20 protein-coding genes are annotated in these 20,096 nt (G+C 40.5%); all 20 read left to right on the forward strand.

Features of this window, described 5'->3' with window-relative positions:
* The first annotated feature begins 18 nt into the window (after nt 1-18).
* The 20 genes from D8803_RS04845 to D8803_RS04950 all read left to right on the forward strand — a co-directional run bounded on the left by D8803_RS04845 (nt 19) and on the right by D8803_RS04950 (nt 19,999).
* A complete protein-coding gene (locus tag D8803_RS04845; RefSeq protein ID WP_131200427.1) occupies nt 19-576 on the forward strand; it encodes a TetR/AcrR family transcriptional regulator in 558 nt (185 codons plus the stop codon).
* 18 nt (nt 577-594) lie between these two features.
* Nucleotides 595-1,062 (forward strand): deoxycytidylate deaminase, encoded by a 468-nt coding sequence (locus D8803_RS04850; RefSeq protein ID WP_000136990.1) that lies wholly within the window; start codon nt 595-597, stop codon nt 1,060-1,062.
* An 88-nt stretch (nt 1,063-1,150) separates the two neighbouring features.
* Nucleotides 1,151-1,780 (forward strand): uracil phosphoribosyltransferase, encoded by a 630-nt coding sequence (gene upp / locus D8803_RS04855; protein WP_025169005.1) that lies wholly within the window; start codon nt 1,151-1,153, stop codon nt 1,778-1,780.
* A 178-nt stretch (nt 1,781-1,958) separates the two neighbouring features.
* A complete protein-coding gene (gene clpP / locus D8803_RS04860; RefSeq protein WP_000613464.1) occupies nt 1,959-2,549 on the forward strand; it encodes an ATP-dependent Clp protease proteolytic subunit ClpP in 591 nt (196 codons plus the stop codon).
* Nucleotides 2,550-2,627: 78 nt separating this feature from the next.
* Nucleotides 2,628-2,897 carry a YlbG family protein gene (locus D8803_RS04870; protein WP_000462107.1) on the forward strand — a complete coding sequence of 90 codons (270 nt, stop codon included), beginning with the start codon at nt 2,628-2,630 and terminating at the stop codon, nt 2,895-2,897.
* 87 nt (nt 2,898-2,984) lie between these two features.
* Nucleotides 2,985-4,145 carry an ABC transporter substrate-binding protein gene (locus D8803_RS04875; protein WP_000726138.1) on the forward strand — a complete coding sequence of 387 codons (1,161 nt, stop codon included), beginning with the start codon at nt 2,985-2,987 and terminating at the stop codon, nt 4,143-4,145.
* 119 nt (nt 4,146-4,264) lie between these two features.
* Entirely contained in the window at nt 4,265-5,134 is an 870-nt protein-coding gene (locus D8803_RS04880) for a branched-chain amino acid ABC transporter permease (RefSeq protein WP_131200428.1), read from the forward strand.
* A 3-nt stretch (nt 5,135-5,137) separates the two neighbouring features.
* Nucleotides 5,138-6,094 carry a branched-chain amino acid ABC transporter permease gene (locus D8803_RS04885; RefSeq protein WP_131200429.1) on the forward strand — a complete coding sequence of 319 codons (957 nt, stop codon included), beginning with the start codon at nt 5,138-5,140 and terminating at the stop codon, nt 6,092-6,094.
* Entirely contained in the window at nt 6,094-6,858 is a 765-nt protein-coding gene (locus D8803_RS04890; protein ID WP_131200430.1) for an ABC transporter ATP-binding protein, read from the forward strand. The genes D8803_RS04885 and D8803_RS04890 overlap by 1 nt, the downstream gene beginning before the upstream one ends.
* Nucleotides 6,858-7,568, forward strand: coding sequence for an ABC transporter ATP-binding protein (locus D8803_RS04895; RefSeq protein ID WP_000062210.1), 711 nt, complete (start codon nt 6,858-6,860; stop codon nt 7,566-7,568). The genes D8803_RS04890 and D8803_RS04895 overlap by 1 nt, the downstream gene beginning before the upstream one ends.
* Before the next feature lie 565 nt (nt 7,569-8,133).
* Nucleotides 8,134-9,912, forward strand: coding sequence for a phosphotransferase (locus D8803_RS04900; RefSeq protein ID WP_131200431.1), 1,779 nt, complete (start codon nt 8,134-8,136; stop codon nt 9,910-9,912).
* Between the two features lies 1 nt (nt 9,913).
* Nucleotides 9,914-10,099, forward strand: a complete 186-nt coding sequence (locus tag D8803_RS04905) for a hypothetical protein (RefSeq protein ID WP_060805305.1) — start codon at nt 9,914-9,916, stop codon at nt 10,097-10,099.
* 1 nt (nt 10,100) lies between these two features.
* Nucleotides 10,101-11,528: a cytosine permease gene (locus D8803_RS04910; RefSeq protein WP_131200432.1), complete on the forward strand. Its 1,428-nt coding sequence runs from the start codon at nt 10,101-10,103 to the stop codon at nt 11,526-11,528.
* A gap of 132 nt (nt 11,529-11,660) precedes the next feature.
* Complete coding sequence (locus D8803_RS04915) at nt 11,661-13,088, forward strand: cytosine permease (protein ID WP_131200433.1); 1,428 nt, start codon at nt 11,661-11,663, stop codon at nt 13,086-13,088.
* 133 nt (nt 13,089-13,221) lie between these two features.
* Complete coding sequence (locus tag D8803_RS04920) at nt 13,222-13,878, forward strand: CBS domain-containing protein (RefSeq protein WP_000268641.1); 657 nt, start codon at nt 13,222-13,224, stop codon at nt 13,876-13,878.
* Between the two features lie 110 nt (nt 13,879-13,988).
* Nucleotides 13,989-15,084, forward strand: a protein-coding gene (gene prfB / locus D8803_RS04930; protein ID WP_131200434.1) for a peptide chain release factor 2 whose coding sequence is annotated in 2 segments (ribosomal slippage) — nt 13,989-14,060 and nt 14,062-15,084 — 1,095 coding nt in all. Because the reading frame shifts where the segments join, the coding sequence is not laid out codon by codon here.
* A 19-nt stretch (nt 15,085-15,103) separates the two neighbouring features.
* Nucleotides 15,104-15,796 (forward strand): cell division ATP-binding protein FtsE, encoded by a 693-nt coding sequence (gene ftsE, locus D8803_RS04935; protein ID WP_000022257.1) that lies wholly within the window; start codon nt 15,104-15,106, stop codon nt 15,794-15,796.
* Nucleotides 15,789-16,715 (forward strand): permease-like cell division protein FtsX, encoded by a 927-nt coding sequence (ftsX, locus tag D8803_RS04940; protein ID WP_131200435.1) that lies wholly within the window; start codon nt 15,789-15,791, stop codon nt 16,713-16,715. The genes ftsE and ftsX overlap by 8 nt, the downstream gene beginning before the upstream one ends.
* A 230-nt stretch (nt 16,716-16,945) precedes the next feature.
* Nucleotides 16,946-19,132, forward strand: a complete 2,187-nt coding sequence (locus tag D8803_RS04945; RefSeq protein WP_131200436.1) for a PTS transporter subunit IIBC — start codon at nt 16,946-16,948, stop codon at nt 19,130-19,132.
* Between the two features lie 51 nt (nt 19,133-19,183).
* On the forward strand, nt 19,184-19,999 hold the full coding sequence (locus D8803_RS04950) for an endonuclease/exonuclease/phosphatase family protein (protein ID WP_131200437.1): 816 nt from the start codon (nt 19,184-19,186) through the stop codon (nt 19,997-19,999).
* Nucleotides 20,000-20,096: the final 97 nt, after the last annotated feature.

Raw genomic sequence — 20,096 nt, forward strand, 5'->3', positions numbered from 1 at the left:
AAGTAGAAAGAAATTGTTATGTCTGAACGTAAAATATCTGAAAAATCTCTTGAAAATCTCAGAAAATCAAATCAAGAATCCAATTTCTTGACCAGAGAAGCGATTGAGACGGCTCTTTTGCAACTTCTAGAGAAAAAAGACTTGGCTAAGATTAGTATTTCAGAGCTGGTCAAGCGGGCGGGTGTCTCACGCGCTGCCTTTTATCGTAACTATGACTCCAAAGAAGAGATTTTGGAAAGCGTCTTTAAACGCAGTGTCCATAACATTATGGAACAGTTGAGCCACTACGATGTCAGAACAGACCTTTATCTAGTCTGGGTTCACCTTTTTCGAGCAGCCAAGAAAGAAGCCAAGGTTATCCAACTCGCTCTGGACTACCACTTGGAAAAGATTTTTATCCAAGCCATGCAGGAATTTCTGGAAAAATACCACGGAAAATCAAAAGGTGTCAGCAGCTACCTTCATTCGTTTTGGAGCTCAGCCATCGTATCGGTTCTGCTCAAATGGATCAAGGATGGGATGAAGGTTCCAGCTGAAAAGATTGCAGATTTACGCTTGCCATTTTTCAAAAAATAGAGGAAAAGGAGAAGAGTCATGACTGAAAAAAGACTGGCTTGGGATGAGTACTTTGCAGCCCAGGCTTTACTGATTGCCAATCGTTCGACCTGCAAACGTGCCAAGGTGGGAGCTGTCCTCGTTAAGGACAATAAGGTCATTTCAACAGGCTACAATGGTTCCGTATCAGGAACGGAGCACTGTATCGACCACGAATGTCTGGTCATTGAAGGTCACTGTGTCCGAACCCTTCACGCCGAGGTCAATGCCATCTTGCAAGGAGCCGAACGAGGGGTTCCCAGAGGATTTACAGCCTATGTGACCCATTTTCCGTGTCTGAACTGCACCAAACAACTGCTACAAGTTGGTTGTAAGCGCGTGGTTTATATCAACCAGTACCGAATGGATGACTATGCCCAGTACCTTTATCATGAAAAAGGCACCGAGTTAACCCATTTACCATTAGAGACTGTTCAGACAGCTCTTCAAGAGGCAGATTTGATTTAAAAATTAATAAAAATAAATGGTTTAGAAAGCTTTTTAAACCGTTTTTTGATATAATAAGAAGAATAAATTGAAAGAAGGAACTCAGAAAATGGGAAAAATTGAAGTCATTAATCATCCACTCATTCAACACAAATTGTCAATCTTGCGTCGTACAGATACTTCTACAAAAGCTTTTCGTGAACTAGTAGACGAGATTGCAATGTTGATGGGATATGAAGTACTTCGTGATCTTCCACTTGAAGACGTGGAAATCGAAACACCTATCACAAAGACCGTTCAAAAACAATTGGCTGGGAAAAAATTGGCGATTGTCCCAATCTTGCGTGCAGGTATCGGGATGGTAGATGGCCTCTTGAGCTTGGTTCCAGCAGCCAAAGTTGGTCACATCGGTATGTACCGTGATGAAGAAACCCTTCAACCAGTTGAATACTTGGTGAAATTGCCTGAGGATATTGACCAACGTCAAATCTTTGTAGTGGATCCAATGTTGGCAACAGGTGGCTCAGCAATCTTGGCTGTTGACTCCCTTAAAAAACGTGGGGCATCAAACATCAAGTTTGTCTGTCTGGTAGCTGCTCCAGAAGGAGTGAAAGCTCTTCAAGCAGCTCACCCAGATGTCGAAATCTTTACAGCAGCTCTGGACGAACACTTGAATGAACATGGCTATATTGTTCCAGGTCTCGGAGATGCTGGAGACCGCTTGTTCGGTACGAAATAAGACTTAGATAGAGTCTTAAAGATGAAATTGGAGGATGTTTCTAATTTTGCAAGGAGGTTGAATTTTTGATTCTGTCGATAGTATAGAGCAAAAATTTGACCTTTTTTGACCAAAAAGATATAATAGTTCTGTATTGAGTCGCATGACTAAGAAAATTCAACATTAAAAGGAGAAATGAATGATTCCTGTAGTTATTGAACAAACAAGCCGTGGAGAACGTTCCTATGATATTTACTCTCGTCTTTTGAAAGACCGCATCATCATGCTAACAGGTCCAGTTGAAGATAACATGGCTAACTCCGTTATCGCCCAATTACTTTTCTTGGATGCCCAAGATAGTACAAAGGATATTTACCTTTATGTCAATACACCTGGAGGTTCTGTGTCAGCTGGTTTGGCAATCGTTGATACTATGAACTTTATCAAGGCAGATGTCCAAACCATCGTGATGGGGATGGCTGCATCTATGGGGACTGTTATTGCATCAAGTGGTGCAAAAGGCAAACGCTTCATGCTTCCAAATGCAGAGTACATGATTCACCAACCAATGGGTGGTACAGGTGGTGGTACCCAACAGACAGATATGGCAATCGCTGCAGAACACTTGCTCAAAACTCGTAAGACATTGGAGAAAATCCTTGCAGATAACTCTGGTAAATCAGTTGAGCAAATTCATGCAGATGCGGAACGTGATTACTGGATGAGTGCCCAAGAAACGCTCGAATATGGCTTCATTGATGAAATCATGGCTAACAATTCTTTGAGCTAAGCAACCTAGAAAGCAAACTCGACGGAGTTTGCTTTTTTTGGTATAATAGGGGAAGATTTCTTAGAAAGAGGATCCCTCATGTTTGAAAAAACAAATCGATCAGGATTAATCATCTATCTTTACTATAATCGAGATGCAAAAAAACTTCAGGAATACGGTGATATCTGTTACCATTCCAAAAAACATCGTTACTTGCAGCTCTATGTTCCAACTGAGGAGCTAGATGACTTAGTTGAGAGATTAGGTAAGGAAAGATTTATCAAAAAAATAAGACGTTGCCACATTCAAGAGTTAGAAACTCCCTTTGTTGGCAATCTCTATCGCACTGAGGAAAACGTTATCATTTAAAAAATGAGATAAATGTGTTGACAATTTTCTGATAATTCGGTATATTCTTAACATACTATTTTTGAAACAACTATAAGGAGATTAAAAATGAAGAAAAAATTTGCCCTATCTTTTGTGGCTCTTGCTAGCGTAGCTCTTCTCGCTGCCTGTGGAGAGGTCAAGTCAGGAGCGTCAAATACAACTGGTAACCCAGTAGACGAAAAGACTATCAAAATCGGTTTTAACTTTGAAGAAACAGGTGCTGTAGCTGCCTATGGTACTTCTGAACAAAAAGGTGCCCAACTTGCTGTTGATGAAATCAATGCTGCAGGTGGTATCGATGGAAAACAAATCGAAGTTGTAGACAAAGACAACAAATCTGAAACTGCTGAGGCTGCCTCTGTTACAACTAACCTAGTGACCCAATCAAAAGTTACAGCTATCGTAGGACCTGCGACATCTGGTGCAACTGCTGCAGCTGTAGCCAACGCTACTCAAGCAGGGGTTCCATTGATTTCACCAAGTGCGACTCAAGACGGTTTGACCAAAGGTCAAGAATATCTATTTATCGGAACTTTCCAAGATAGCTTCCAAGGGAAGATTATTTCTAACTATGTAACAAACAAATTGAATGCTAAGAAGGTTGTTCTATATACTGACAATGCAAGTGACTATGCTAAAGGTATTGCTAAATCTTTCCGTGAAGCTTACAAAGGTGAAATCGTTGCAGATGAAACGTTTGTGGCAGGTGATACAGACTTCCAAGCAGCCCTTACTAAAATGAAAGGGAAAGAGTTTGACGCTATCGTTGTTCCAGGTTACTACACAGAAGCAGGTAAAATCGTAAACCAAGCGCGTGGTATGGGAATTGATAAACCAATCGTTGGTGGTGACGGCTTTAACGGTGAAGAATTTGTTCAACAAGCGACTGCTGAAAGAGCATCAAACATTTACTTCATCTCAGGATTCTCAACTACAGTTGATGTTTCTGCAAAAGCTAAAGCTTTCCTTGAAGCCTACCGTGCAAAATACAACGAAGAACCTTCAACATTCTCAGCTTTGGCCTATGACTCAGTTTATCTAGTAGCCAATGCTGCAAAAGGTGCTAAAAACTCAGGTGAAATCAAGGACAACCTTGCTAAAACCAAAGACTTTGATGGTGTGACTGGTCAAACGAGCTTTGATGCAGATCACAACACAGTGAAAACGGCTTACATGATGACCATGAATAATGGTAAAGTGGAAGCAGCAGAAGTTGTAAAACCATAACATTAGAATAGTAGTTGAAATAGGGAATGAGCCTTTGACTCACTCCCTGTTTCGGTGTTTATGAACTTGTGAAAATTGAGAAATTTTCTAAAAAATAACGATAGAAAAGAGTGAATGCTATGCTCCAACAACTTGTGAATGGTTTAATTCTGGGTAGTGTTTATGCACTTTTGGCCCTGGGTTATACCATGGTTTATGGAATTATCAAACTCATCAACTTCGCCCACGGTGATATTTATATGATGGGAGCCTTTATTGGTTACTTTTTGATTAATTCTTTCCAAATGGATTTCTTTTTAGCTTTGATTATTTCAATGGCTGGAACTGCACTACTTGGTGTTGTGATTGAGTTTCTTGCCTACCGTCCTTTGCGACATTCTACGCGTATTGCTGTATTGATTACTGCTATCGGAGTGTCTTTCCTACTGGAATATGGAATGGTCTACTTGGTCGGTGCCAATACTCGCGCCTTTCCTCAAGCCATTCAAACAGTTCGCTATGATTTGGGGCCAATCAGCTTGACAAACGTCCAGTTAATGATTTTAGCAATTTCCTTACTCCTGATGATCTTATTGCAAGTGATTGTTCAAAAAACAAAAATGGGGAAAGCCATGCGTGCTGTATCAGTTGATAGTGACGCGGCGCAATTGATGGGAATTAACGTAAATCGTACAATCAGCTTTACCTTTGCTTTGGGTTCAGCCCTTGCTGGTGCAGCAGGTGTCCTCATTGCCCTTTACTACAACTCTCTTGAACCGTTAATGGGCGTGACTCCGGGTCTTAAATCATTCGTTGCGGCCGTACTCGGTGGTATCGGAATTATTCCTGGTGCAGCTCTAGGGGGATTTGTGATTGGCTTGTTGGAAACTTTTACAACTGCCTTTGGTATGTCTGATTTCCGTGATGCCATCGTTTATGGAATCTTGCTTTTGATTCTGATTGTTCGTCCTGCAGGTATCCTTGGTAAGAATGTGAAAGAGAAGGTGTAAACAATGAAGACAAATCTTAAAGTAAATATTCTCTGGTTATTCCTTCTGTTAGCGGGTTATGGATTGATTAGTTTACTGGTTTCTGCTGGTGTTCTCAATCTATTCCATGTCCAAATTTTAGAACAAATTGGGATTAATATCATCCTTGCAGTAGGTTTGAACTTAATCGTTGGTTTTTCAGGACAATTCTCACTCGGTCATGCAGGTTTTATGGCAATTGGGGCTTATGCAGCAGCGATTATTGGTTCAAAATCACCAACCTATGGTGCCTTCTTTGGAGCAATGGTCTTGGGAGCCTTGATTTCTGGTGCAGTCGCTTTGCTCGTTGGGATCCCGACACTCCGTTTGAAGGGTGATTACCTGGCTGTTGCGACGCTAGGTGTTTCAGAAATCATTCGTATCTTTATCATTAATGGTGGTAGTTTGACCAATGGTGCTGCTGGTATCTTGGGTATTCCAAACTTTACCAACTGGCAAATGGTGTATCTTTTTGTGGTGATCACAACTATTGCGACTCTCAACTTCTTACGTAGTCCAATTGGACGTTCTACTCTATCTGTTCGTGAGGATGAGATTGCTGCAGAGTCAGTTGGGGTAAATACTACAAAAATCAAAATTATCGCTTTTGTCTTTGGTGCTATTACAGCAAGTATTGCTGGTTCACTTCAGGCTGGTTTTATCGGATCTGTTGTACCAAAAGATTACACCTTTATTAATTCCATCAATGTGTTGATTATCGTTGTCTTTGGCGGACTAGGATCGATTACTGGTACCATCGTTTCTGCGATTGTTTTAGGAATTTTAAATATGCTCCTTCAAGATGTAGCTAGCGTACGTATGATCATCTACGCTTTGGCTCTTGTATTGGTGATGATCTTCAGACCAGGTGGACTTCTTGGGACATGGGAATTAAGTCTATCACGTTTCTTTAAAAAATCTAAGAAGGAGGGACAAAACTAATGGCATTACTTGAAGTTAAACAGTTAACCAAACATTTTGGCGGTCTAACAGCTGTTGGAGATGTCACTCTTGAATTGAACGAGGGAGAATTGGTTGGTCTGATTGGACCAAACGGGGCAGGTAAAACAACTCTTTTCAATCTCTTGACGGGTGTTTATGAACCAAGTGAAGGTACGGTGACACTAGATGGTCACCTCCTAAATGGGAAAACTCCCTACAAGATTGCTTCACTTGGACTCAGTCGTACTTTCCAAAATATTCGTTTGTTCAAGGATCTGACAGTTTTAGACAATGTTCTCATCGCTTTTGGAAATCATCATAAACAACATGTCCTCGCTAGCTTTCTACGCTTACCTGCTTTCTATAAGAATGAGGAAGAATTAAAAAATAAAGCTTTGGACTTACTGAAGATTTTTGATTTGGATGGTGACGCAGATACACTTGCTAAAAATCTGGCCTATGGTCAACAACGTCGATTGGAAATCGTTCGTGCTCTGGCAACTGAACCTAAGATCCTCTTTTTGGATGAACCTGCAGCTGGGATGAATCCACAAGAAACAGCTGAATTGACAGAATTGATCCGCCGTATCAAAGACGAATTTAAAATTACCATCATGCTCATCGAACACGATATGAACTTGGTTATGGAAGTTACTGAGCGTATCTATGTTCTTGAATATGGTCGTTTGATTGCTCATGGGACTCCAGATGAAATCAAGAGCAACAAACGCGTTATCGAAGCTTATCTAGGAGGTGAAGCCTAATGTCTATGTTAAAAGTTGAAAACCTCTCTGTTCATTACGGCATGATCCAAGCAGTTCGTGATGTAAGTTTCGAGGTTAATGAAGGTGAAGTTGTTTCCTTGATTGGTGCCAATGGTGCTGGTAAAACAACCATTCTTCGCACCCTTTCAGGTTTGGTTCGTCCAAGTGCTGGTAAAATTCAGTTTTTAGGAAAAGAAATTCAAAAGATGCCAGCGCAAAAAATCGTGGCAGGTGGCCTTTCACAAGTTCCTGAAGGACGCCATGTTTTTCCAGGCTTGACTGTTATGGAAAACTTAGAAATGGGAGCCTTTTTAAAGAAAAATCGTGAAGAAAATCAAGCTAACTTGAAAAAAGTTTTCTCACGTTTCCCTCGTCTGGAAGAACGCAAAAACCAAGATGCGGCAACTCTTTCAGGTGGTGAACAGCAGATGCTGGCTATGGGACGCGCGCTCATGTCAACACCTAAGCTCCTTCTCTTGGATGAGCCGTCAATGGGACTTGCCCCGATCTTTATCCAAGAAATTTTTGATATCATCCAAGATATTCAGAAGCAAGGAACAACGGTTCTCCTAATTGAACAGAACGCTAACAAGGCCCTTGCTATCTCTGACCGAGGTTATGTACTTGAAACAGGCAAGATTGTCCTATCAGGAACAGGAAAAGAACTCGCAGCATCAGACGAAGTCAGAAAAGCATACCTAGGTGGCTAAAACAATCCAGTGGATTGTTTTAGTCGGCGGATAAGGATTGCGCAAGCAATTCTCCTCTGGTCTGGGAGACTAGTTTAGGTTGTGGATGGAGATTGCGCAAGCAATTTCCCCATAGTCCGGGGGACCTTTTTAGTCGGCAGATAAGGATTGCGCAAGCAATCATCCAATCCACTGGATTGTTTTAGTCGGTGGATGAGAGTTGCGCAGCAATTCCCCTATAGTCCGGGGGACCTTTTTAGTCGGCAGATAAGGATTACGTAAGTAATCATCCGATTCAGTGGATTGTTTTAGTCGGCGGATAAGAATTGCCCAAGCAATTCTCCTCTAGTCTGGGAGACTAGTTTAGGTTGCAGATGGAGATTGCGTAAGCAATTATCTAATTTAGTGGATTATTTTGTAGATGAATTTGAAGAGCTCCAAATTTGGGGCTCTTTTTTCGTTTGGTCCCTATTTTGATGGGCCTGATTTGAGCCCCCGTTTTCTTAATATAGAATCTAACTTGACAAAAGCACGTGTTCATCATATAATTAAATAAACAAAAATATTGAACAAAGAGGCTGAAGATATGCTATCAGAAAAACAATTTAAACTTTTACGTTTTTTGTTGACCCACAAAGATGAAAACTTTACGCAGAGACAATTGGCTGAACAGCTAGATATCGCTTTGGGGACGGTAAATAATCTTCTCAAGGAATGTAAAGAAGAGAAGTGGATCAGTGAGGAAAATAACTTAACTGACTTAGGTGAGGAGGCTTTGGCTCCGTATCAGGTGAAGAATGCCATTATCATGGCTGCAGGTATGAGTAGCCGCTTTGCTCCTTTGTCTTATGAGCTACCTAAAGGATTGCTTCAAGTTAAAGGTGAGCGTTTGATTGAGAGAGAAATCAAGCAATTGCAAGAAGCTGGGATAGAGGACATTACAGTTATTGTAGGATATCTGCAAGAAAAAATGTTCTATCTGGCAGAAAAATTTGGCGTTAAAATCGTTGTGAATAATGATTACTACAAGTACAACAACTGTTCTTCTCTCATGCTAGTCAGAGATCAACTTTCCAACACTTATATCTGTTCATCGGATAATTATTTTGTAGAAAATCCGTTTGAACGATACATTTACAGAGGTTACTATTCTACAATATTTGCAGAAGGGGACACGGACGAATACTGCTCTAAGGAAGATTCCAATCACACGATTATCGATATTCAAATCGGTGGGACGAATACTTGGGCTATGGTGGGGCATGTTTATTTTGATCGTGCATTTAGTGAAAAATTCGTAGATATTTTAGAAACTGAATTTAAACATGAGCCGTATCGCGAACAGCTCTGGGAAGATTATTATAGTCGTCACGTCAAGGAACTTCCTTTGGAAGCTCGACATTATTCAGCAGACATTGTTAAGGAGTTTGATTCACTAGATGAGTTGCGTCAGTTTGATGAACACTATTTGGTGAATACTAATTCGGAAATCATTGATAACATCTGTAAGACATTAGGATGTATAGCTTCAGATATTGTCAATATTAAACCCCTAAAAGACGGTTTAACCAACACTTCATTTTCATTTGACTGCCTAGGGAAGAAATATGTTTACCGTCATCCAGGTAGAGGAACGGAGAATTATATTGATCGTGCTAGTGAAGCGGCTTCCATGGAAATTGCTGCAAAATTGAAGATTGATCGTACTTTTGTTGCCATGAACAAGGATGAGGGCTGGAAAATTTCAGAATTTATCCCTAATGCCAAGCAACTGGATTATGATAATTGGGATGATGTAGCAAAAGCAATGGAGCTCTTGAGACGTTTGCACCAATCTGGAGAAAAAACGGGACATTCCTTTGACCAATTTGAGGGAATTGATGATTTTAGACAAAAATTAAAGGCTAGCAATCGTTTTGAATTTGATGGGCTTGAAGAGTTGGATAAGAATGTCTCAGTTCTTGAGAAGTTTCTACAAGAAGATCAAGCGAAAAAGGTTCTCTGCCACGGAGATTCTTATAGTCCGAATTTCTTGTTGAATGAAGCTGGCGAAATGAGCTTGATTGATTGGGAATATTCTGGTATGGGAGATCCAGCAGGAGATTTAGGAACCTTTATCGGGTGTTCAAATTATACAGTGGAAGAAGCTGAAAAGGTACTTGAGATCTATTTACAAGAAGTTCCAGATAAGAAAACTAAACGTCACTATTTTGCCTATGTATCAGTGACTTCATATTATTGGTTTTTGTGGGCTCTGTTCCAAGAAAGCGTTGGAAAACCAGTAGGTGAATTTCTCTACATCTGGTATCGTTATACCAAGCAGTATGGAAAACTTGCATTAGATTTATACTTAGAGGAGAATTGAGATGAAACCGACATCAGAAATTGAAGAATTAATAGCAAATGAAACGAAAAGAAGGCTAGAAGAAATGGAATCACCAAACTATGTGTTTGCCCAGCCATTTCTAAAAAGTGATTTTACTATAGTCATCGTCTTAGTTCTAATTAACCTTATTCTGATTATTCTAGCCATGACAGGAGGTATTCAATAAAATGTCTAAGATGAATGACTTTATTCAACAGGAGACGATAACGGGAATTGTTCCCATGACCAATAAGGATCGTCAGTATTCTTTCTGGGATCTCTTTCTGTCAACAAGTGGTTTTGCCATTGCTACTTGGTGTTATACCCAAGGGGCTTATGTGGCTCAATATTTGACTTTTAATCAGATGTTGATTAATATTTTTAGCTTTAACATTATTTGGGTCTTTATTGAATGTCTCCCAATCTTGTTTGCGGTTAAATATGGAATTGATTTATGGATTTGGTTGAGAGCTGTCCTCGGAAAAAAAGGCGTAGCCTTGCTATCAACTATTATTAGCTTAGCTAACTTTGGCTGGTATGCCGTTGCGGCCAATCTTTTTGCTAGTTCTATGATCCACTTGGCAAATAATTTTGGTCTTGGTTTGGACAAGGGAGTATGGGCACCTATTCTTGGTACACTCTGTGTTCTTCTTGGAACTCTTATTGCTCTAGGGGGGCCAGAAGTGATTAAATGGACCAATCGATTCTTGGTAATCGCCCTGTTGATTGTCGGTCTCATTATCGTTGGAATCTGCTTTGTCGCCGTTCCTATAACTGATATTATGAATATTCAACCGGCTACCCAAGGAGATTTAACTCCATTAGAACGCTTCATGCTTTCTGGAGAAGGAAATGTTGCCTTTGCCTTTTCTTGGTCTACACAGGCATTGGTTTTACCACGTTTAGCAAAATCAGAACGTAGTGGTTATTGGGCTACAGCCTTATCATACGGAGTTGTGGCTCCATTCTTCGTTGCGACAGGTGGAGTCATGGCTCTAGCCATGTTTGTCAAAACAGGTGTTTATGAAAGTGATCCAACAACCATGCTGTCAACTCTAAGCACCCCAGCCTTTGCCCTCTTAAGTCTACTACTAGTAGCCTTTGCCAATATTGGAACTCAGGGGACAGGATCGTATGTGAATTGTATGATTGTTAAAAGCGGGATGCCAAAAGTAAGCTATAAACTAATGGTTTGGATTGCTATGGTATACGTGAGCCTACTTACAATCTGGGGAGGAGTGGAAGAGTACTTCGGTTCCTTCATCTCACTAGCCGCCTATATTCAGGGGCCAATTATTGGTATGATTGTTGTCGATTACTTTATCTTAAGAAAACGAAAACTTGATTTGCGTTCAGCCTATTTCCTTGAGGGACATAAAGCTTATGAGTTTACAAATGGCTTTAATCTGGTTGGCTTATCTTGCGTATTTATCTCCTTATTGGTTGCAGTACTATTTGTTTATAACCCTGTAACAGCACAGATTCAAAGCCCAATCTTTTTAATCACAACGGGTAGTGGCTTTACTGCGATTTTTGGAGGTTTATTGTACTGGTTAGCTAGCTTAACTCCGTTAAAACGCTATATGATCAAGGATCGAGATTCCGTTACGATTTAAGGATAAATGAAAACCTTAATCTATATCTATTCGCTTCCCCTTTCTTAAAAGTTTATTTTACATAAGTAATTGATATGATTCTAGTCAATCATATTCTGATTATCCTAGCCATGACAGGAGGTATTCAATAAAATGTCCAAGATGAATGACTTCATTCAACAGGAGACCATAACGGGAATCGTTCCCATGACCAACAAGGATCGTCAGTATTCTTTCTGGGATCTCTTCTTATCGACAAGTGGTTTTGCCATCGCAACTTGGTGTTATACCCAAGGAGCCTATGTGGCTCAATATTTGACCTTTAATCAAATGTTGATTAATATTTTTAGTTTTAACATTATCTGGGTCTTTATTGAATGTCTCCCAATCTTGTTTGCGGTTAAATATGGAATTGATTTATGGATTTGGTTGAGATCCGTTCTAGGTAAAAAAGGGGTGGCCGTTCTATCAACCGTGATTAGTCTGGCAAATTTTGGTTGGTACGCCGTTACCGCTAATCTTTTTGCCAGCTCCATGATTCATTTGGCAAATAATTTTGGGCTTGGTTTAGACAAGGGAGTATGGGCACCGATTCTAGGTACCCTCTGTGTTCTCCTTGGAACGCTGATTGCTCTTGGGGGGCCAGAGGTAATTAAAGGCACTAATCGCTTTCTGGTGGTTGCCTTGTTATTTGTTGGGCTAATCATCGTTGGAATCTGTTTTGTTGCGGTTCCGATTAGGGATATTATGAATGTCCAACCTGCCATCCAAGAAAATTTGACACCGATTGAACGTTTTATGATGTCAGGGGAAGGAAATGTGGCCGTAGCCTTTTCTTGGTCTACACAAGCCTTTGTCTTACCACGTTTGGCAAAATCAGAACGCAGTGGCTATTGGGCTACAGCCTTGTCATACGGGGTTGTTGCGCCATTCTTTGCTGCGACAGGTGGAGTCATGGCTTTGGCTATGTTTGTCAAAACAGGTGTCTATGAAAGTGACCCAACAACCATGCTTTCAACTCTAAGCACACCAGCCTTTGCGCTTTTAAGTTTACTATTAGTAGCCTTTGCCAATATTGGAACTCAGGGTACAGGATCGTATGTGAACTGTATGATTGTAAAAAGCGGGATGCCCAAAGTAAGTTATAAACTAATGGTTTGGATTGCCATGGTTTATGTGAGCCTACTTACGATTTGGGGAGGAGTGGATGAATACTTCGGTTCCTTCATCTCGCTGGCGGCCTATATTCAAGGACCCATTATCGGAATGATCGTTGTTGACTATTTTATCTTAAGAAAACGAAAACTCGATTTGCGTTCAGCCTATTTCCTTGAAGGACATGACGCCTATGAGTTTACCAAAGGATTTAATCTGGTAGGATTATCTTGTGTAATCATTTCCTTGTTAGTTGCAGTACTATTTGTTTACAACCCTATAACAAAGCATATCCAGAGTCCTATGTTCTTGCTCACAACTGGTAGTGGCTTTACGGCGATTTTTGGAGGTCTATTGTACTGGCTAGCTAGCTTAACTCCTTTAAAACGCTATATGATTAAGGATAGAGATTCCGTTACGATTTAAGTTTAAGAGAGAAGGCTATTTCTCTCTTTTTTTGTGATTGAATGTTACAAAATCTTGAAAAAGAGATGAAAGCGTTTGATAGTTTTTGTAAGAAAGTGTATAATTATAGTAGCAATAAAGAAGGAGAAGTCTCATGGCAGTTAAAGATTTTATGACCCGCAAGGTAGTTTATATCAGTCCAGATACGACTGTAGCACATGCAGCAGATTTGATGCGCGAGCAAGGTTTGCACCGTTTACCTGTTATCGAAAATGATCAATTGGTTGGTCTTGTAACAGAAGGAACTATTGCTGAAGCCAGTCCGTCTAAAGCAACCAGTCTCTCCATCTATGAGATGAATTATCTTCTCAATAAGACCAAAGTCAAAGACGTCATGATTCGGGATGTCATCACAGTCTCAGGTTATGCTAGTCTAGAAGATGCGACCTATCTCATGTTAAAGAATAAGATCGGTATTCTTCCAGTTGTGGACAATCAACAGGTTTATGGTGTGATTACAGATCGTGATGTTTTTCAAGCCTTTCTAGAAATCGCTGGCTACGGCGAGGAAGGAATTCGTGTTCGGTTTATTACGGAAAATGAAGTCGGAGTTTTGGGCAAGATTGTGACCTTGATTGTAGAAGAAAATCTGAATATTTCACACACAGTCAATATTCCTCGTAAGGATGGTAAGGTAGTTATTGAGGTTCAAATTGATGGGACGATTGATTTAACCTTCCTGAAGGAGAAATTTGAAGCGCAAGGTATCCAAGTAGAGGAGATTGCTCGAACCTCTGCTAAAAAGTTATAAAATGGAGGGTGAAAGCCCTCTTTTTTGCTTATAATTTGAAATAACAAGCAAAATATGGAAAGAAATAAGAGAATGTGGTATAATGAAACGATGTGAATAAAGGAGTATTTATGGACATTTCAGAAATTCGTCAAAAAATTGACGCAAATCGTGAAAAATTAGCTTCTTTCAGGGGGTCTCTTTGACCTCGAAGGACTAGAGGAAGAGATTGCCATCTTGGAAAACAAGATGACAGAACCTGATTTTTGGAACGATAATATCGCGGCCCAAAAAACGTCGCAAGAATTAAATGAATTAAAAAATACCTACAACACCTTCCGTAAAATGGAGGAGTTGCAGGATGAAGTTGAAATTTTATTGGACTTTTTAGTAGAAGACGAGTCTGTACGTAATGAACTGGTTGAACAGTTGACAGAACTGGATAAGATGATGACCAGCTACGAGATGACGCTTCTCTTGTCAGAACCTTATGACCACAATAATGCTATTTTGGAAATCCATCCAGGTTCTGGAGGTACAGAGGCTCAGGACTGGGGTGATATGTTGCTCCGTATGTACACTCGTTATGGAAATGCAAAAGGCTTTAAAGTAGAAGTCTTGGATTACCAAGCTGGTGATGAAGCGGGCATCAAGTCTGTGACCTTGTCCTTTGAAGGTCCAAATGCCTACGGTCTTCTCAAGTCGGAAATGGGTGTTCACCGTTTAGTCCGTATTTCGCCATTTGACTCTGCCAAACGTCGCCATACTTCATTTACATCCGTTGAGGTTATGCCTGAGTTGGACGATACCATCGAAGTGGAAATCCGTGAAGATGATATCAAAATGGATACCTTCCGTTCAGGTGGTGCTGGTGGACAAAACGTCAATAAAGTTTCAACAGGTGTGCGTTTGACACACATTCCTACGGGGACAGTCGTTCAATCGACAGTCGATCGTACCCAGTATGGAAATAGAGATCGTGCTATGAAGATGTTGCAAGCCAAGCTCTATCAGATGGAGCAAGAAAAGAAAGCTGCGGAAGTCGACTCCCTCAAAGGTGAGAAAAAAGAAATCACATGGGGAAGTCAGATTCGTTCTTATGTCTTCACACCTTATACCATGGTAAAAGATCACCGTACGAGCTTTGAAGTTGCTCAGGTAGATAAGGTCATGGATGGAGATCTTGATGGTTTCATCGACGCCTATCTCAAGTGGCGAATCAGCTAAGAAATAGAAAGGAACTCACATGTCAATCATTGAAATGCGAGATGTTGTCAAAAAATACGATAACGGAACGACTGCTCTTCGTGGAGTCTCTCTTAGTATTGAACCAGGAGAATTTGCCTATATCGTTGGGCCTTCTGGAGCAGGGAAGTCAACCTTTATTCGAGCTTTATATCGAGAAGTAAAGATTGAAAAAGGGAGCCTAACAGTTGCAGGCTTTAATTTGGTTAAAATCAAGAAGAAAGATATCCCTCTACTCCGTCGAAGTGTTGGGGTAGTCTTTCAAGATTACAAACTCTTGCCCAAGAAAACCGTTTATGAAAATATTGCTTACGCAATGGAAGTTATCGGAGAGAACCGTCGCAACATCAAAAAACGGGTTATGGAAGTCTTGGACTTGGTCGGTTTGAAACACAAGGTTCGCTCTTTCCCTAACGAACTCTCAGGTGGAGAGCAGCAACGGATTGCGATTGCTCGTGCGATTGTGAACAATCCCAAAGTCTTGATTGCCGATGAGCCGACAGGAAACTTGGACCCAGATAATTCTTGGGAAATTATGAATCTGTTGGAACGCATCAATCTCCAAGGTACTACTGTCTTGATGGCGACTCACAATAGCCAGATTGTAAATACCTTGCGCCACCGTGTCATTGCCATTGAAAATGGCCGTGTCGTTCGTGACGAAGCTAAAGGAGAATATGGATACGATGATTAGTAGATTTTTTCGCCATTTATTTGAATCATTAAAAAGTTTAAAACGAAATGGCTGGATGACAGTAGCAGCAGTGAGTTCGGTTATGATTACCTTGACACTCGTTGCCCTGTTTGCATCCGTAATTTTTAATACAGCCAAGCTGGCTACCGATATTGAAAACAACGTTCGTGTCATGGTTTACATTCGTAAGGATGTAGCAGATAATAGTGAAACGATTGAAAAAGAAGGTCAGACAGTTACCAATAATGACTACCACAAGGTTTATGATGCCTTAAAAGCTATGCAAGGTGTTAAGAATGTCACTTTTTCAAGCAAGGAAGAGCAGTATCAAAAATTGACTGAAACGATGGGGGATGACTGGAAGGTCTTTGAAGGGGATGCCAATCCGCTCTATGATGCCTACATCGTTGATACCAATACTCCGAGTGATGTTCCTAAAGTAGCAGAAGGGGCCAAGAAAATTGAAGGGGTATCTGAGGTTCAAGACGGTGGTGCCAACACTCAACGACTTTTCGAACTGGCTTCCTTTATCCGTGTTTGGGGATTGGTTATTGCGGGGCTCTTGATTTTTATTGCAGTCTTCCTGATTTCCAATACCATTCGTATTACCATTATCTCTCGGAGCCGCGAAATTCAAATCATGCGTCTAGTAGGAGCTAAAAATGGCTACATTAGAGGACCATTCTTACTTGAAGGTGCCTTTATCGGTTTATTTGGAGCAGCTATTCCTTCAGTCCTTGTATTCTTTGTTTACAATATGGTTTATCAATCTGTCAATAAATCCTTGGTGGGGCAAAACTTGTCAATGATTACACCAGATGTGTTTATCCCTCTGATGACAGTCCTATTATTTATAATCGGAATTTTCATTGGTTCAATTGGATCAGGCATTTCAATGCGTCGATTCTTGAAGATTTAGTTGGATATAAATGCGACTTGCAGAACAAATCAGAAAAATAATACATTTTTAAAAGAGAAGTTTTCTTGAGCTTCTCTTTTTTCTTTTAGCACTTGTATAAAAATTTAAGAAAAACGGGAAATTTTTTTATAAAAGCCTTTACAAAAAAAAATAAAGTGGTATAATTAAATTATAAACAAGTGCAAACGTTTTCGTAAAACGTTTGCCTAAATAAAATAAAGGAGATTTGAATGATGAAAGCTACATTCAAAAATGTCTTGTCTTTCGAGTTTTGGCAGAAATTCGGTAAGGCTTTGATGGTGGTTATCGCTGTTATGCCAGCCGCTGGATTGATGATTTCAATCGGTAAATCACTTGCAATGATTGACCTAAACCTTGCTCCCCTAGTTATTACTGGTGGCGTACTAGAGCAAATTGGTTGGGGGGTTATCGGTAACCTTCATATTTTGTTTGCCCTCGCTATTGGGGGAAGCTGGGCAAAAGAACGTGCAGGTGGTGCATTTGCAGCCGGACTTGCCTTTATCTTGATTAACCGTATCACTGGTACAATCTTTGGTGTATCAGGCGATATGTTGAAAAATCCAGATGCTATGGTAACTACTTTCTTTGGTGGTTCAATCAAAGTTGCTGATTACTTTATCAGTGTTCTTGAAGCACCAGCCCTTAACATGGGTGTCTTCGTAGGTATTATCTCAGGTTTTGTAGGGGCAACTGCTTATAACAAATACTACAACTACCGTAAACTTCCAGACGCACTTTCATTCTTCAACGGAAAACGTTTTGTACCGTTTGTTGTTATTCTTCGTTCAGCAATCGCTGCAATTCTACTTGCTGCTTTCTGGCCAGTAGTTCAAACAGGTATCAATAGCTTTGGTATCTGGATTGCCAACTCACAAGAAACTGCACCAATCCTTGCACCATTCTTGTATGGTACCTTGGAACGTTTGCTCTTGCCATTTGGTCTTCACCATATGTTGACTATCCCAATGAACTACACAGCTCTTGGTGGTACTTATGACATTTTAACTGGTGCAGCTAAAGGTACTCAAGTATTTGGTCAAGACCCACTATGGCTTGCATGGGTAACAGACCTTGTTAACCTTAAAGGTACAGATGCAAGTCACTACCAACAATTGTTAGATACTGTTCACCCAGCTCGTTTCAAAGTTGGACAAATGATCGGTTCATTTGGTATTTTGATGGGTGTGATCGTGGCTATCTACCGTAATGTCGATGCTGATAAGAAACATCAATATAAAGGTATGATGATTGCGACAGCTCTTGCAACATTCTTGACAGGGGTTACTGAACCAATCGAGTATATGTTCATGTTCATCGCAACACCGCTTTACCTTGTTTATGCAGTAGTTCAAGGTGCTGCCTTTGCTATGGCAGATATTGTTCACCTTCGTGTCCACTCATTCGGTTCAATTGAATTCTTGACTCGTACACCATTAGCAATTAATGCTGGTATTGGTATGGATATCGTTAACTTTATCTGGGTAACTGTTCTCTTTGCTGTAATCATGTACTTTATCGCAAACTTCATGATTCAAAAATTCAACTATGCAACCCCAGGACGTAACGGAAACTATGAAACTGCTGAAGGAGCTTCAGAAGGAGCTGCTTCAGGTGAAACAAAAGTTGCAGCTGCTTCTCAAGCTGTAAATATCATTAACCTTCTTGGTGGACGTGCAAACATCGTAGATGTGGATGCATGTATGACTCGTCTTCGTGTAACTGTTAAAGATGCAGATCGTGTTGGTACTGAGGAAGAATGGAAAGCTGAAGGGGCTATGGGACTTGTCATGAAAGGACAAGGTGTCCAAGCTATCTACGGACCAAAAGCTGATGTGTTGAAATCTGATATCCAAGATATCCTTGACTCAGGTGAGGTTATTCCTGAAACTCTTCCAAGCCAAATGACGGAAGCTCAACAAAATACTGTACATTTCAAGGGTGTAACTGAGGAAGTTTACTCAGTAGCTGATGGTCAAGTCATTGCCTTGGAACAAGTGAAAGACCCAGTTTTTGCTCAAAAAATGATGGGTGACGGATTTGCGGTAGAACCAGCAAATGGAAATATCGTATCTCCAGTTACAGGTACTGTATCAAGTATCTTCCCTACAAAACATGCTCTTGGTCTTGTGACTGAAGCAGGTCTTGAAGTACTTGTTCACATCGGTTTGGATACTGTAAGCCTTGAAGGAAAACCATTCACAGTTCACGTTTCTGAAGGACAAAAGGTTGCTGCTGGTGATCTTCTTGTTACAGCTGACTTGGATGCTATCCGTGCAGCAGGTCGTGAAACTTCAACAGTGGTTGTCTTCACAAATGGAGATGTTCTCAAATCTGTTAAATTAGAACAAACTGGTTCTCTTGCAGCTAAAACAGCAGTTGCTAAAGTAGAATTGTAATATACTTGAGGTTGGAAGCTGTTTTCCAACCTCTTGTTTTAGGAGAAAAGCATGAAATTTTTAACACTCAATACCCACAGTTGGATGGAGAAGGAAGCAGAGGAAAAATTCCAGCTCTTGCTCCAGGATATTCTTGAAAAAGACTATGATTTGATTTGTTTCCAAGAAATCAATCAAGAAATTACTTCTCCAGAAGTGGAGGTTGATGACCTCTATCAAGCTTTACCAGCGGCAGAACCCATTCATCAAGACCACTATGTGAGACTTTTGGTTGAAAAGTTGGCTGAGAAAGGAAGAAGCTACTACTGGACTTGGGCTTACAATCATATCGGCTATGACCGTTACCATGAAGGTGTGGCAATCTTATCTAAAACGCCTATTCAAGCACGTGAGATTTTAGTTTCAGATGTGGATGATCCAACTGACTACCATACTCGCCGTGTCGCCTTGGCAGAGACAGAAGTTGAGGGGAAGGAGCTTGCTCTTGCAAGTGTCCATCTTTCTTGGTGGGATAAAGGTTTCCAGGAGGAATGGGCACGATTTGAGGCTGTGCTGAAAGGTTTGAACAAACCTCTGATTTTAGCTGGTGATTTCAATAACCCAGCTGGTCAGGAGGGATACCAAGCGATTCTAGCTAGTCCTCTAGAGTTACAAGATGCTTTTGAGGTCGCTAAAAAGAGAAGCGGTAGCTATACAGTTCCACCAGAAATTGATGGTTGGAAAGGCAATACCGAACCGCTTCGAATTGACTATGTCTTTACAACGAAAGAGTTAGAAGTAGAAAGCTTGCAAGTAGTTTTTGATGGTCAGAATAGTCCGCAAGTCAGTGATCACTATGGTTTGAACGCGGTATTAAATTGGAAATAAAAGCAAAAAATGAAAGGGAGCGATTCCTTTCATTTTTTTACAAAAATTCCTATAATTACTATTTTGGAGAAGGAGTTTTTTGTATATTTGTATATTA

The organism is Streptococcus oralis (assembly GCF_003943385.1).
GTDB lineage: Bacteria > Bacillota > Bacilli > Lactobacillales > Streptococcaceae > Streptococcus > Streptococcus oralis_CA.